The sequence below is a fragment of the Pantoea sp. Acro-807 genome, from assembly GCF_011752675.1.
Classification (GTDB): domain Bacteria; phylum Pseudomonadota; class Gammaproteobacteria; order Enterobacterales; family Enterobacteriaceae; genus Pantoea; species Pantoea eucrina.
The window spans coordinates 37,761-52,411 of record NZ_VWXE01000009.1; the positions used below are offsets into that span (position 1 = coordinate 37,761).

13 protein-coding genes are annotated in these 14,651 nt (G+C 60.9%); 11 read left to right on the forward strand and 2 right to left on the reverse strand.

What is annotated here, in order from left to right; genetic code table 11:
• Positions 1–84: 84 nt before the first annotated feature.
• The 6 genes from kdpF to F3J39_RS16640 all read left to right on the forward strand — a co-directional run bounded on the left by kdpF (position 85) and on the right by F3J39_RS16640 (position 7,827).
• On the forward strand, positions 85–174 hold the full coding sequence (gene kdpF / locus F3J39_RS16615; RefSeq protein ID WP_071669265.1) for a K(+)-transporting ATPase subunit F: 90 nt from the start codon (positions 85–87) through the stop codon (positions 172–174).
• Complete coding sequence (kdpA, locus tag F3J39_RS16620; RefSeq protein WP_071669266.1) at positions 174–1,853, forward strand: potassium-transporting ATPase subunit KdpA; 1,680 nt, start codon at positions 174–176, stop codon at positions 1,851–1,853. Before kdpF ends, kdpA begins: the two co-directional genes overlap by 1 nt.
• Positions 1,854–1,860: 7 nt before the next feature.
• Positions 1,861–3,909, forward strand: coding sequence for a potassium-transporting ATPase subunit KdpB (gene kdpB / locus F3J39_RS16625; RefSeq protein ID WP_166714449.1), 2,049 nt, complete (start codon positions 1,861–1,863; stop codon positions 3,907–3,909).
• An 11-nt stretch (positions 3,910–3,920) separates the two neighbouring features.
• Entirely contained in the window at positions 3,921–4,493 is a 573-nt protein-coding gene (gene kdpC / locus F3J39_RS16630) for a potassium-transporting ATPase subunit KdpC (protein WP_039381048.1), read from the forward strand.
• Positions 4,494–4,590: 97 nt separating this feature from the next.
• Positions 4,591–7,266, forward strand: coding sequence for a two-component system sensor histidine kinase KdpD (gene kdpD / locus F3J39_RS16635; protein ID WP_166714466.1), 2,676 nt, complete (start codon positions 4,591–4,593; stop codon positions 7,264–7,266).
• A gap of 54 nt (positions 7,267–7,320) precedes the next feature.
• Positions 7,321–7,827 carry a TIGR00645 family protein gene (locus F3J39_RS16640; RefSeq protein ID WP_039381043.1) on the forward strand — a complete coding sequence of 169 codons (507 nt, stop codon included), beginning with the start codon at positions 7,321–7,323 and terminating at the stop codon, positions 7,825–7,827.
• Positions 7,828–7,832: 5 nt separating this feature from the next.
• On the opposite strand, the gene F3J39_RS16645 is transcribed toward F3J39_RS16640, so the two are convergent.
• Positions 7,833–8,765 carry a LysR family transcriptional regulator gene (locus tag F3J39_RS16645; protein WP_039381040.1) on the reverse strand — a complete coding sequence of 311 codons (933 nt, stop codon included), beginning with the start codon at positions 8,763–8,765 and terminating at the stop codon, positions 7,833–7,835.
• Positions 8,766–8,857: 92 nt separating this feature from the next.
• Between F3J39_RS16645 and F3J39_RS16650 the strand changes: the two genes are divergently transcribed.
• From F3J39_RS16650 to F3J39_RS16665, 4 genes are all read left to right on the forward strand, one after another.
• Positions 8,858–10,063, forward strand: coding sequence for an MFS transporter (locus F3J39_RS16650; protein ID WP_166714450.1), 1,206 nt, complete (start codon positions 8,858–8,860; stop codon positions 10,061–10,063).
• Between the two features lie 54 nt (positions 10,064–10,117).
• Positions 10,118–11,467, forward strand: a complete 1,350-nt coding sequence (locus F3J39_RS16655) for a sodium:proton antiporter (protein ID WP_039381038.1) — start codon at positions 10,118–10,120, stop codon at positions 11,465–11,467.
• Between the two features lie 25 nt (positions 11,468–11,492).
• Entirely contained in the window at positions 11,493–11,834 is a 342-nt protein-coding gene (locus F3J39_RS16660) for a hypothetical protein (protein WP_104085999.1), read from the forward strand.
• Positions 11,835–12,023: 189 nt separating this feature from the next.
• On the forward strand, positions 12,024–12,920 hold the full coding sequence (locus F3J39_RS16665) for an alpha/beta hydrolase (protein ID WP_039381033.1): 897 nt from the start codon (positions 12,024–12,026) through the stop codon (positions 12,918–12,920).
• A gap of 86 nt (positions 12,921–13,006) precedes the next feature.
• Here F3J39_RS16665 and F3J39_RS16670 read toward each other — a convergent pair whose 3' ends face one another.
• A complete protein-coding gene (locus F3J39_RS16670) occupies positions 13,007–14,098 on the reverse strand; it encodes an RNA-guided endonuclease TnpB family protein (RefSeq protein WP_104086000.1) in 1,092 nt (363 codons plus the stop codon).
• A 46-nt stretch (positions 14,099–14,144) separates the two neighbouring features.
• On the opposite strand from F3J39_RS16670, the gene tnpA reads away from it, so the two are divergent.
• Positions 14,145–14,555, forward strand: coding sequence for an IS200/IS605 family transposase (gene tnpA, locus F3J39_RS16675; protein WP_104086001.1), 411 nt, complete (start codon positions 14,145–14,147; stop codon positions 14,553–14,555).
• Positions 14,556–14,651: the final 96 nt, after the last annotated feature.

Genomic DNA, 14,651 nt, shown 5'->3' on the forward strand with positions numbered 1-14,651 from the left:
TTACGCCCGTCCTCCGCCTTTTTATCCCTTCTTTATGCCGCGCCGCGCATGCTTGTCGCACTACTGACTACTCCGGAGGTTGCTGTGAGCGTGGGCGTAATAGCGGGCATTGTGCTGCTGATTTTGTTACTGGGCTATCTGGTTTATGCCCTGCTTAATGCGGAGGCATTCTGATGGCGGCGAATGCATTCTTACTGATCGCGCTGTTTCTGCTGGTGCTGATGGCGCTGGCGCAGCCGCTGGGTCGGTTTCTGGCGCGGCTGGTGGCGGATAAACCGCTGCTGCCGCGCACCGAGCACCTGCTGTGGCAGCTGACGGGCAGCGGCACAGCGGCGATGCGCTGGCAGCACTATCTGCTGGCGCTGCTGCTGTTTAACGCCGTAGGCTTCGTGGTGCTGCTGGCGATACTGATGCTGCAGGGGGCGCTGCCGCTTAATCCGCAGCAGATGCCGGGCCTGAGCTGGGATCTGGCGTTTAACACTGCGGTAAGCTTTGTCACCAATACCAACTGGCAGGCGTATGGCGGTGAGAGCAGCCTGAGCTACTTCAGCCAGATGGCGGGGCTGACGGTACAAAACTTTCTCTCTGCGGCAACCGGTATCGCCGTAGCGTTTGCCCTGATGCGCGGGTTTGCTAACCGCTCGCTGGCGACGCTCGGCAACGCCTGGCGTGACCTGACGCGCATCACGCTCTACGTCCTGCTGCCGCTCAGCCTGGTGATTGCGCTGTTTTATGTCAGCCAGGGCACCATCCAGAGCTTTGCGGCGTATCATACCCTCACCACGCTGGAGGGCGCACAGCAGACGCTGCCGCTCGGTCCGGTAGCCTCACAGGAAGCCATCAAGATGCTCGGCACCAACGGCGGTGGGTTCTTTAACGCGAACTCTGCCCACCCGTTTGAGAATCCGACCGCCCTGACCAACTTTGTTCAGATGCTGAGCATTTTCCTGATCCCGGCGTCGCTCTGCTTTACGTTCGGGCAGCACCTGAACGATCGCCGGCAGGGCCATATGCTGCTGTGGAGCATGAGTATTCTGTTTGTCCTCGCGGCCTCGGCGGTGATGTGGGCAGAGGTACGGGGCAACCCGCATTTCCTGGCGCTGGGCGCTGACAGCGCGCTCAACATGGAGGGCAAGGAGACGCGCTTCGGCATACTCAACTCGGGCCTGTTCGCGGTAATTACCACGGCAGCCTCCTGCGGCGCGGTTAATGCAATGCATGACTCCTTTACCGCGCTGGGCGGTATGGTGCCGATGTGGCTGATGCAGCTGGGCGAAGTGGTATTCGGCGGCGTGGGCGCAGGGCTGTACGGCATGCTGCTGTTCGTTCTGCTGGCGGTGTTTATCGCCGGGCTGATGATCGGGCGCACGCCGGAGTATCGCGGTAAAAAAATCGACGTGTGGGAGATGAAAATGACCGCGCTGGCGATTCTGGTCACGCCCGCGCTGGTGCTGCTGGGTACCGCACTGGCGCTGATGACCGATGCCGGTCGCGCGGCGATGGCCAACCCCGGCATTCACGGATTCAGCGAAATACTCTATGCGGTCTCATCTGCGGCAAATAACAACGGCAGCGCTTTTGCCGGACTCAGCGCCAACACGCCGTTCTGGAACCTGCTGCTCGGCGTCTGCATGCTGGCTGGCCGCTTCGGCATCATTATTCCGGTCATGGCGATTGCCGGATCGCTGGCGGCGAAAAACGTTCAGCCCGCGGGTAACGGTACGCTGCCGACGCACGGCCCGCTGTTTATCGGCCTGCTCACAGGCACCGTGCTGCTGGTGGGTGCGCTGACCTTTATTCCCGCGCTGGCGCTTGGGCCGGTCGCGGAACATCTGCAACTGATTCAGGAATAACGCAATCATGAGTCGTCAACAACTGGCGCTGTTTGATGCGCAGCTGACCCGCACCGCGCTGCTGGATGCGGTAAAAAAACTCGATCCGCGCGTGCAGTTTCGCAACCCGGTGATGTTTCTGGTATGGCTGGGCAGCGTGCTGACGTCGCTGCTGGCCGGCGGCATGCTGGCGGGCTGGCTGAGCGGCAGCGCCGGCTTTACCGGCGCCATTGCCTTCTGGCTCTGGATAACCGTGCTGTTCGCCAGCTTTGCAGAAGCGCTGGCGGAAGGGCGCAGCAAGGCGCAGGCCAACAGCCTGAAAGGCATTAAGAAAACCAGCGAGGCGAAGAAGCTTGCGGCAGCGCACTATGGTGCTGCATGGCAGCCAGTCTCTGCGGATACGCTGCGCAAAGGTGACGTGGTCCTGGTTGAGGCGGGCGATGTGATCCCGTGCGACGGCGATGTACTGGAGGGCGGCGCGTCGGTAGATGAGAGCGCCATTACCGGCGAATCGGCGCCGGTGATACGCGAGTCCGGCGGTGATTTTGCTTCCGTTACCGGCGGCACGCGCATTCTGTCTGACTGGCTGGTGATCCGGTGCAGCGTCAATCCGGGCGAAACCTTTCTCGATCGGATGATCGCCATGGTGGAGGGCGCAAAACGTCGTAAAACCCCGAATGAGGTCGCGCTGACCATTCTGCTGGTTTCACTGACCATCGTATTTCTGCTAATGACCGCCACGCTGTGGCCATTTTCCGCGTACGGCGGTACACCGGTCAGCGTCACGGTACTGGTGGCGCTGCTGGTCTGTCTTATTCCCACCACGATTGGTGGTCTGCTGTCGGCCATTGGCGTGGCGGGCATGAGCCGCATGCTGGGGGCAAACGTGATCGCCACCAGCGGACGCGCGGTGGAGGCGGCAGGGGACGTTGACGTGCTGCTGCTGGATAAAACCGGCACCATCACGCTCGGTAATCGCCAGGCGACGCAGTTTCTGCCCGCGCCAGGCGTCAGCGAAGAGCAGCTGGCGGATGCGGCACAGCTCGCCTCTCTGGCAGATGAAACGCCGGAAGGACGCAGCATTGTGGTGCTGGCGAAGCAGCGGTTTAACCTGCGCGAACGCGATCTCAGCGCAATGGGCGCCAGCTTTATCCCTTTTTCCGCTCAGACCCGCATGAGCGGCGTGAACGTGCAGGATCGGCTGATCCGTAAAGGCGCCGTGGACGCCGTGCGCCGCTATATCGACGCCGGCAATGGACGCTTTCCGGCGGAGGTCAACGCCCGGGTTGAGGAGGTCGCGCGCGCGGGCGGCACGCCGCTGGTGGTAGCCGAAGGCGCGCAGGTTCTGGGCGTGGTGGCGTTGAAAGACATTGTCAAAGGCGGCATCAAAGAGCGTTTTGCTGAACTGCGCCGGATGGGCATTAAAACCGTGATGATCACCGGCGACAACCCGCTGACCGCAGCGGCTATCGCCGCAGAGGCGGGCGTGGATGACTTTCTGTCAGAAGCGACGCCGGAGGCTAAACTGGCGCTGATCCGTCAGTATCAGTCAGAAGGACGGCTGGTCGCGATGACCGGCGACGGCACCAACGATGCGCCTGCGCTGGCGCAGGCGGATGTCGCGGTGGCGATGAACTCCGGCACCCAGGCGGCGAAAGAGGCGGGGAACATGGTCGATCTCGACTCGAATCCGACCAAGCTGCTGGAGGTGGTGCATATCGGTAAGCAGATGCTGATGACGCGGGGGTCGCTGACCACCTTTAGCATCGCCAACGACGTGGCGAAATATTTTGCCATCATTCCGGCGGCGTTTGCCGTGACCTACCCGCAGCTCAGCATGCTCAATATCATGGCGCTGCACTCTCCCGCCTCCGCGATCCTGTCGGCGGTGATCTTCAACGCACTGGTGATTGTGTTTCTTATTCCGCTGGCGCTGAAAGGGGTGAGTTACCGGCCGGTGAGCGCGGCAGCGCTGCTGCGACGCAATCTGTGGATTTACGGTGCGGGCGGGCTGGTGGTGCCTTTTATCGGTATTAAAGCGATTGACCTGCTGCTCACGCTGTCAGGCCTGGTGTAAGGAGAAGAGAGATGAGTCAGTTACGTCCGGCTGTTGTATTGTTTATGGTGCTGATGCTGTTTACCGGTGTTCTCTATCCGCTGCTGACCACCGGGCTGGCACAGTGGTGGTTTCCGCAGCAGGCGAGCGGTTCGCTGCTGAGGCAGGCGGGCAGCGTGCGCGGCTCAGCGCTGATTGGGCAGCAGTTCACTCAGCCCGGCTATTTCCAGGGTCGGCCATCGGCCACGGCGGAGCGGCCTTATAACGCGCAGGCTTCCGGTGGCAGCAACCTGGCCGGGAGTAACCCGGCGCTGGACAGCGCCGTCGCCGCGCGCGTGGCCGCGCTGCGGGCGGCGAATCCGCAGGCGCCGTCAGCGGTGCCGGTGGAGCTGGTCACCGCTTCAGGCAGCGGCCTGGATCCGGATATCTCTCCTGAAGCCGCGCTGTGGCAGGCACCGCGCATTGCGGCAGCGCGCAATATGACGCTGAAAGACGTTGAGGCGCTGATTGCGCGTAACACCGGGCGTCCGCTGCTGCCGTTTATCGGCGAAGAGACGGTGAACGTGCTGCGGCTCAATATGGCGCTGGATAATTTGCAGGGATGAGGCACATTCGGTGCGCATAAATGCGCACCCTGCAACGCAGGGTCGCCATGTATGGCGACCCTTTCACCGATCGTACGGAATTCACTATTTGAACGACATGAATGATGAACTGCCTCGTCCGGACCCCGATGCGCTGCTGCTCAGCCATAGCGACAGCCATCGCGGCAAGCTGAAAATCTATTTTGGCGCCTGTGCCGGCGTGGGCAAAACCTTTGCGATGCTGCAGGAGGCGCAGCGGCTGCGCGCGCAGGGGCTGGATGTGCTGGCCGGTATCGTGGAAACCCACAATCGCGCAGAAACGGCCGCGCTGCTGCATGGCCTGACGCTGCTGCCGCGTCGCACCACCGGTCGCTCGCACCACACGGAGTTCGATCTGGATGCGGCGCTGGCGCGTCATCCGGCGGTGATCCTGATGGATGAGCTGGCGCATACCAACGTTCAGGGCGCGCGCCATCCCAAACGCTGGCAGGATATTGACGAGCTGCTTGATGCCGGCATCGATGTCATCACCACGGTAAACGTGCAGCACCTCGAAAGCCTCAATGACGTAGTAGCCGGTATCACCGGAATTCAGGTGCGCGAAACCGTGCCCGATCCCTTTTTTGACAGCGCAGATGAGGTAGTGCTGGTGGACCTGCCGCCGGACGATCTGCGTCAGCGGCTGAAAGAGGGCAAAGTCTACGTCGGCGACCGGGCCGAGCGCGCGATTGAAAACTTTTTCCGCAAAGGCAATCTGTTTGCGCTGCGTGAACTGGCGCTGCGTCGCACCGCCGATCGCGTGGACGATCAGATGCGCGCCTGGCGTGACCAGCAGGGACGCGATCGGGTCTGGCATACGCGGGATGCGATTCTGCTCTGTATTGGTGATGATACCGGCAGCGAAAAGCTGGTGCGAACCGCCGCACGTCTGGCCGCGCGGCTCGGCAGCGTCTGGCACGCCGTTTATGTGGAAACCCCGCGCCTGCATCGCCTGCCGGAGGCGCAGCGGCGTGCGATCCTGCGTACGCTACAGCTGGCGCAGGAGCTGGGCGCGGAAACGGCCACGCTCGCCGATCCCGATGAGGTGCGCGCGGTGCTGCGCTACGCGCGGGAGCATAATCTGGGCAAAATTGTCGCCGGACGCCAGCCGCACCGGCGCTTCCGCCGCGACAGCTTCGCCCAGCGTCTCGGCGAGCTGGGGCCGGATCTCGATCTGCTGATCGTGGCGCTGGATGAGCCGCTGCGCCCGGCGCTGCATGCGGCCAGCAGCAAACCGGTCAGCAGCGATAAGTGGCGGCTGCGGCTGCGCGGCTGCATCATGGCGCTGCTGCTCTGCCTTGCGGTGACGTTTATCGGACGCGGCCTGCTTGCAGAGTTCGATAGCGCCAACGCCGTCATGATCTATCTGCTGTCGGTCGTGCTGGTGGCACTGCGCTACGGGCGCTGGCCCTCGGTGTTTGCCACCGTGATCAATATCGTCGCGTTTGATCTGATGTTTGTCGCGCCCACCGGCACCGTCGCCGTCTCTGACCTGCAGTATCTGGTCACTTTTGGCGTGATGCTGGCGGTCGGCGTGATCGTAGGAAATCTCACCGCCGGCGTGCGCTACCAGGCCAGGGTGGCGCGCTATCGCGAGCAGCGCGCCCGCTATCTCTATGAAATGGCGAAATCGCTCGGCAGCGCGCTGACGCCGCAGGATATTGCTGCTACCGCACAGCGAGTGATTGAGGTGACGCTGCAGGCGCGCAGTCAGCTGCTGCTGCCCGATGAGCAGGGGGAGCTGCAGGCAACCGGACCGGACTTACGCGGCACGCCGCCCGATGCCGGAATCGCAAAATGGAGCTACAGCAAAGGTCAGCCTGCCGGCGCCGGCACCGATACGCTGCCGGCCGTGCCCTACCAGATTGTTCCGCTGAAGAGCGGCCAGCAGTGCCGGGGTCTGCTGGTGGTTGAGCCGGAGAACCTGCGCCAGCTGATGATCCCGGAGCAGCAGCGGCTGGTGGAGACGTTTACCGTGCTGATCGCCAACGCGCTGGAGCGCATGGCGCTGACGCAGAGCGAAGCGGCTTCGCGCCTCGCAGCAGAGCGCGAGCAGCTGCGCAATGCGCTGCTATCGGCACTGTCACACGATTTACGCACGCCGCTGACGGTGCTGTTTGGTCAGGCAGAGATGCTGATGCTCGATCTGGCGCATGCGCAGTCGCCGTTTGTCGCGCAGGCCGGCCAGATCCGTGAACAGACGCTGAGCACGATTCGTCTGGTCAGCAATATGCTGGATATGGCGCGCATTCAGTCCGGCGGCCTGCAGCTGCGCGAAGAGTGGGTGGCGCTGGATGAGGTGATCGATGGCGCGCTGCGCAGCATGGGGCCGATGCTTAAAGGTCACGCGTTTGAGCTGGCGCTGCCGTCCGAGCTGGTACTGATTAAAGGCGACAGCGCGATGCTGGAGCGGGTATTTTCCAATCTGATTGAGAACAGCCTGAAGTATGCCGGTAACGCGGCGCAGCACGGTATTCGCGCCTGGCGCGACGGCAGCAGGCTGGAGATTGGCGTCTGGGACAGCGGGCCGGGCATCGCGGGCGACAGCCTGACGCAGATTTTTGAAAAGTTTGCCCGGGGTGATAAAGAGTCTGCCGTACCGGGGGTCGGACTGGGGCTGGCGATCAGCAAGACCATCACTGAAGCGCATCGCGGACGCATCTGGGCGGAAAACCGTGCCAGCGGCGGCGCTGAGTTTCGTCTGTCGCTCCCGCTCCCGGCGCCGCCGGAAATTTCCGAGGCCGCACTTAAATAACTTCACACAAGTTCGGGTATACTCGGCAGCTTCGCTGCTAACTTATGGAAACTTATGGAACGTTTTACCGAAAACCTGATGTATTCATCCCGCTGGCTGCTGGCACCGGTTTACATTGGACTTTCGCTGGGGCTGCTGGCGCTGACCGTTAAATTTTTTCAGGAAATTTTCCATCTGCTGCCGAACATCCTCAGCATTGCGGAAAACGATCTGATCCTGCTGCTGCTGTCGCTGGTTGACATGACACTGGTCGGAGGGCTGCTGGTGATGGTGATGCTCTCCGGCTATGAAAACTTTGTCTCGAAGCTCGATATAGCCGAACACAAAGAGAAGCTGAGCTGGCTGGGCAAGATGGACTCCGGCTCGCTTAAGAATAAAGTCGCCGCCTCCATTGTGGCGATCTCCTCTATCCATCTGCTGCGTATCTTTATGGATGCGCGCAACGTCGCCAACGACAAGCTGATGTGGTACGTGATCATCCATCTGACCTTTGTGCTCTCCGCGTTTGTTATGGGCTGGCTGGATAACATGTCAAAAATGGAGAAAAAGCACGCTGGCTGATCTGCTCAGCGTGCCGGGGGGCGGGTGCCGAGCAGCTGCGGCATGACCGTTTTAATCAGCGTAAAAAAATGGCGCAGCCTTGCCGGATAGTAGCTGGCCCACGGGTAGGTCAGCCAGACCGGCAGCGGCGGCGCCTGCCACGCCGGCAGCAGCTGCACCAGCGCGCCGCTCTCCAGATCGTCCTGTACCACCCACGATGAAACCAGCGCCACGCCCATTCCGGCCAGCGCGGCCTTGCGCACCGCATAAAGGCTGTCGCTGGCGAGCCGCGGCGCGATCGCCAGGTTCACCATTGCGCTATCGCTGACGCGCTGCAGCGCAATCTCATTGCGATAAAAGCTGGTCAGCGCCAGCCACGGCAGCTGTGTCAGTTCTTCTGCCTGCGTCACGGGCGGATGGGCGGCCAGCAGCGCCGGCGCTGCCACTACAATACGCGGCACTTCCGCCAGCAGCACGGCCACAATACCCGGATCGTCCGGCGCACCAACCTGAATCGCACAGTCCACGTTTTCACTGATAAAGTCCGGCGTGCGATCGTTAAGCATCCACTCTACATTCAGACGCGGATAACGCTCCAGCCAGGCGACCAGCGGCGTAATCAGCTGATCCTGCCCGAAAGCGTGCGGTGCGCGCACCCGCAGCGTGCCCGCTGGTTCGTCATGTGAGCCGGTCAGTTCATCCTCCAGCGCGTACCACGTTGCCAGCAGCTGGCGCGCCTGCGTATAGCAGCGCTCCCCGTCATCGGTCAGCTTGAGCGCATGGGTGGTGCGCAGTATCAGCTTCAGGCCGAGATAGTGCTCCAGCGCCTGCAGCCGGCGGCTGACGGTAGGCTGGGTGGTATTAAGCTGCCGCGCGGCGGCGGAGAGGGAGCCACTCTCAACGATACGGATAAAGGTCTGCATCAGGGCAATACGATCGGTGCTGGTCAGGTTATTCATACGTACCACGCATAACAGTTGTGTCCTGTCACACTCTACCGCGTATGGCTGCCGCGCGCTTTAATAGGCGCAACTTTTCAGGAGAGTCACCTATGTCTGTTTTATTGTCATCTGCCCGTCGCGCAGAAACGCTTCCCGCTCCGCTGCTGTTTACGCTTGCCGCCGGTGCCGGCCTGAGCGTCGCCTCTATCTACTACAGTCAGCCCATGCTGGACATTATCAGTAAAACGTTTAATACCGGCATCAGCAGCACCGGTATGGTGCCGATGCTGACGCAGGCGGGCTATGCGCTGGGGATCCTGCTGCTGGCCCCGCTGGGCGATCGCCACGACCGGCGGACCATTATTCTGATTAAAGGTCTACTGCTGGTGGCCTCGCTGCTGCTGTGTGGCTTTGCCGGCGGAATCGGCGCGCTGCTGATCGCCAGCTTTGTCACCGGGCTGACCGCTACCGTCGCGCAGGATATTGTGCCCGCCTCTGCCGTACTGGCACCGGAGCATCGCCGGGGCAAGACGGTTGGCGTGGTAATGACCGGGCTGCTGGCGGGCATTCTGCTGTCGCGCGTGATCAGCGGCCTGGTGGCGGAGTATGCCGGCTGGCGTACGCTCTATTTTATCGCTGCGGGTGCCATGCTGCTGATGACGCTGGCGCTCTGGCGCGTGCTGCCGCGCTTCACACCCGGTACCGCCGTCAGCTATCCGCGCCTGCTGCTGTCGCTGGCGCAGCTGTGGCGTCAGCATCAGACGCTGCGCCGCGCCGCGCTGGCACAGGGGCTGCTATCGGTGGGATTCAGCGCCTTCTGGTCAACGCTGGCGCTGATGCTGAGCGAGCGCTTTCATTTCGACAGTGCCATCGCGGGTGCGTTTGGCCTGGCGGGCGCGGCAGGGGCGCTGGCTGCTCCGCTGGCCGGCAGCGTAGCCGATCGCATCGGTCCGGCGCGGGTGACGCAGTATGGCTCTGCGCTGGTGATGGTGTCGTTCGCGCTGATGTTTCTGCTGCCGCTGCTGCCGCTGGCGGCGCAGCCGGGCGTGATTATCCTGAGTACGGTGGGATTTGATCTGGGGGTGCAGGCGACGCTGGTGGCGCATCAGACGCTGGTCTACAGCCTGGCACCTGAGGCGCGCAGCCGCCTGAATGCCCTGATGTTTACCGTGGTGTTTGTCGGCATGGCCGCCGGCGCGGCCCTCGGCAGCCTGGCGCTGGCGCATTTTGGCTGGAACGGCGTGGTCACGCTGGCAACGACGGCGGCGGCGCTGGCGCTGCTGGTACGCCTGGGCAGTGCGCATCTCAGACACTAATTTTCAATCCTGTGCCAGGCTTAAGGGAGTTATGTTTTTGAAAAGCGGAGCGTTATGAATTTCCTTGCCTGGACCGCCGTTGTCGGCGGTCTGTTACTGATCATGTCACTGGCCTCCGGCTGGATCCACCGCGGGCCGGTGACCTCATTTGGCCTCTATCTTATCGCCGGGATTATCTGCGGTCCCTGGGTGCTGGACCTGCTGCGTATCGATATTGTTGGTCACTCTGAGCTGGTGGCGCATATCACCGAAATCACCATGGCCGCGTCGCTGTTTATCACCGGTCTGAAGCTGCGCCTGCCGCTGAAAGCGCACGCCTGGCGGGTCGGACTGCGGCTGGCGTTTCCGGCGATGCTGCTGACGGTAGGCGGTATGGCGTGCCTGGTGCACTGGATCACCGGCTTTAACTGGCCACTGTCGCTGGCGTTTGGCGCCATTGTTGCGCCAACCGATCCGGTGCTGGCCAGCCTGATTTCAGTCAACGATGCGCGCGATGATGATGCGCTGCGCGTTGCGCTCTCCAGCGAGGCGGGAATGAACGATGGCTCGGCGCTGCCGCTGCTGATCCTGGCGCTGCTGCTGATGCGCCCGGAAGGCTTTGATCTCGCCAGCCTGGGGGAGTGGGCGACGCTGGATGTGCTCTGGTCTATTGGCGGGGGGATTGCAATTGGCTATCTGCTGGGGCGCGTTATCGGCCAGCTCGCGGCGCGGCTGCGCAGCGCGCACGACGATGTGGCGCCAAACGATTTTCTCGCGCTGGCGCTTATTGCGTTCAGCTATGCCGCCTCGCAGGCGCTGGATGCCTCCGGCTTCCTGGCAACCTTTGCTGCAGGCGTCGGCCTGCGGCGCGCTGAACTGCGCGTCACGCGCTGTTTTCCGCTGGAAGATCTGCCGGAGGAGAAGCAGCATCTGCCGGCTGAAGTCATGGTGAATCCTAATCAGCGCGTGCGGCAGAGCGGCGGCGGCATGGTTAAGTCCGTGGGTCTGGTCATTGGCGATGCGCTCTCATTTGGCGATACGGTAGAGCGCCTGCTGGCTGCCGCGCTGATGGTGGTGCTGGGCATTACGCTGGCGCACCACTGGAATCCGATGGGCATCGGCCTGGCGCTGCTGCTGTTTGTCGTGGTGCGACCGCTGGCGGTCTGGCTCACCACCTGGCGCTGCGAAATGCCGCGCGCGCGCCGGCTGCTGATTGGCTGGCTCGGCATTCGCGGGATCGGCAGTATCAACTATATCGCTTTTGCCTGGGTGCACGGCCTGCAGGGCGCTGAAGCGCAGCAGATGGTGGATATGGCCCTGACCATTGTAGTATGCAGCGTGGTGCTGCACGGTATCACGGTGACACCGCTTTTAAACTGGCGTGCTGCCCGCCAGGCGGCACGCACGCAACAGGATGAAACCTGAGTTTCCGGAAACAACAGGAGCCTTTATGAAACGCTTATTGATTGCCCTGACGGGCTTAACCCTTTCCGCCAGCGCGCTGGCGGCAGATGCGGATGCGCAGGAAAATGTCTACGCCGGCCAGCTCTGCCATCTGGTCAGCAGCGAACAGAAAACCGGTGACATGGAGAGCTATACCGCCAAGCTGAAGGCGCAAATGGCCGCCAGCCAGTCACCTTCTGCCATGAACAAGACTGAATTTGATGAAGAGATCGCGCAGGAAGTGATCAACGGCTGGCTGGAACTCGGCGAAGAGGAGCGCGGTAAGCTGCGCCGCGATCAGCAGCAGTGCGAGCAGACCGTCATGACGCAGTTTCAGCAGCAGGATTAAGCCGCCGCTTTGCGGTATGTGCCACCGCGGCAGCGACAGCCATCACGTTATACGCGCCTTTTATGGCGCGTTTTTTTATGGCTTTTTGGTGCGGAATGCGTACATTATCGCCGGATAGAAATCAGACTTTCGTCACACCAATAATCTGACCCGTGGCCGGGTGTTTCCTGAGAGTGGCTGGCACGCAACATGATGACACGTCGTCGTTTTTTACAGGCGAGCGGGGCAACCGTTCTCGCGATGACCACCGGCAAGCTGTTTGCCCGTGATGACATCATTCCGCTCTGGCCGGATGAGCCGCCGGGTGGGGGCGGTCCGTCCGGCCTGTTAAGGGTCAATACTAAAGGCTCATGGACCAATATCGTTTCACCCGCTATCCAGCGCTTTCGTCCGGAAAACCCCAACGGCGAGGCGGTACTGATTGCCGCGGGCGGTGGCTATCGCTTCATCGGCATGGGCCGGGAGGCGTGGCCGGTGGCGCGCTGGCTGAATGCCAATGGCTATACCGCCTATGTGCTGAGCTATCGCCTGCCCGGTGAAAAGTGGCAGGCGGGCAATCTGGCACCGCTGCAGGATGCACAGCGCGCCATTCGCATGGTGCGCGCGATGGAGTCGAAAGTGCACCTGCTCGGCTTTTCGGCCGGCGGCCATCTGCTGGGTATGGCCGCCGCGCGACCTGACTTTCGCACTTATCCGCAGCAGGACGCGCTGGATGAGATCGTGCCTTCAGCCAGCAGCGTGGGGCTTATCTACCCGGTGATCACGCTGGAAGCGCCGTTTCAGCATACGCAGACCCGCCTGATGATGGTGGGGGCGCACGCCACCGCGACCCAGGCGGCGAACTGGTCCGTGCAAAACTATGTTACCCGCGCCTATCCGCCGACGTTTCTCGCCCAGGCAGAGGACGATCGCACCTCTAATCCTTACAACACCGAACTGATGCGCGACGTCTGCCGGCGCATGCGCGTACCGGTTGAGCTGATTGAGCTCAGCAGCGGCGGGCACGGATTTGGCCTGGGTAAAGCGGGCACGCCTGCTGCGCTCTGGGACCAGGCGTATGTGCGCTGGCTCGATAAACTGAGCTGATCGCTGCGGCGCACCTGCCGCACACCCTACCAGGCGGGAATGCTGTTGCACTGCCACACTCAGTAACCGTTGACATCCTCCCCGCCCTAAAGGGCGGGGATTTCTACAGCCAGACGGCGATGCCCCGCCGCGAGTATATTCTTTGACGCGTTCACATCGCGATCATGTAGCGTTCCGCACTCGCTACAAGTCCATACTCTTATTCGCAAGCCTGCTCTACCTTTCGGACTGTTGGGGGATAGTGCCCCACAACACGAACAAGCCTGGGTGGAATAGCTTTCGTTGACTACCTGAAACACGGCTGATCGCGCAATCGCTTTATATTCCAGTTGTGTTTTGAGCATTGACCAGCCAGCGTCTAAAACGCTTTTTGCCATCTTTGTTTTGATTAGCTTGCTGGTGCTCACGTCGCCCACGAAGATCGCCGCATTCGCATTCACAATAGCTGTACTGAATTTGTGCAATGCGTCTTTGCGACGGTTTTTAATTTTGGCGTATATAGCCTTCACACGGCGCTTTTTGTTCGCCCGTTGTGCCTTGCCTAACGACGATTCAAGATCACGATAGAACCGCCCCGCCGCCAGCTTTTCACCGTCTGACGTGGTGGCAATATCCTTTAACCCTAAGTCGATACCAACGGCGCTAACGCCTTCGGTTGGCTGTGCGGTGTAGTCTACTGCTACGTTGAAATACCAGCGCCCCCGGCTATCTTCGGAGAAGCTACCCGCGCGGAATTTATAGGCGCTCAAGCCGTATGAATCCCACACTTTAAACAGCTTGCCAGCAAACTTAACTTGCCCATTTTGCCACTTCGCAAAACCGACTTTAAACGGAATCCAGCCTAACGAGCGTTTAGATCCGCCGCTGATACGCCAGCGCAATTTTGCCCGTTTAAACTGCTTGCGGGCTTTGCCGTGGACGGCGATCACTTCCTGAATGCTGGCGCTATCGATCAGATAGCCTTTTTCCTTGCGGAGTCCGGCGGTTTGCTTTTGAACATCATACGCGGTTAGCCACTTTGGAACCTGCGCACCAAACTCGCCAGCATTGCTATATGCCTTGCTGGTTATCTCGTTTGCCAGATTAAAGATCTGATTCACCTCATACGCCATTTGGCGCAATAAAGCGGCGTGTTTGTCTTTAACTCTGACTGATAAGGTTTTGGTCTTAACATTCATAGTTCGCTACACTACGCAATTTGAAGCATGTTTACAAGGTTGGTCTATGGAGTTAACTTATCGAACGGGGCGGCATTGTGTCTTTGTGCTGCACTGCCATTTAATCTTTATCACTAAGTATCGGGGCAAGGTGTTTAACGCCGTGCAACTGGAAACGCTGGAAAAGATAATTCGCAACGTATGCGAACAATTTGAATGCGAAGTTGTGGAGTTTAACGGGGGGGCGGATCACGTTCATATTCTGCTTAACTTCCCGCCGAAGGTGGCGATCAGCAAGCTGGTTAATAGCCTGAAAGGGGTTAGCAGTCGCAAGATGAAATTGCATCATCCTGAATTGCATAAGCCCGCGTGGAAGTCAGACGCGCTCTGGTCGCCGTCTTATTTCGCTGGAACCGTGGGCGGTGCGCCCCCTGAAATGATAAAAAAATATATTGAGGATCAGAGCCGCCCTCATTAGCGCCCTTGCGGGCGCTTCGCTCTGCATCCCCTACCTAAAAGGAAGGGGCTTTCCGCGAAAAGCCTGGTAACGCGTTATTGTGTCCTGACAGGAGAA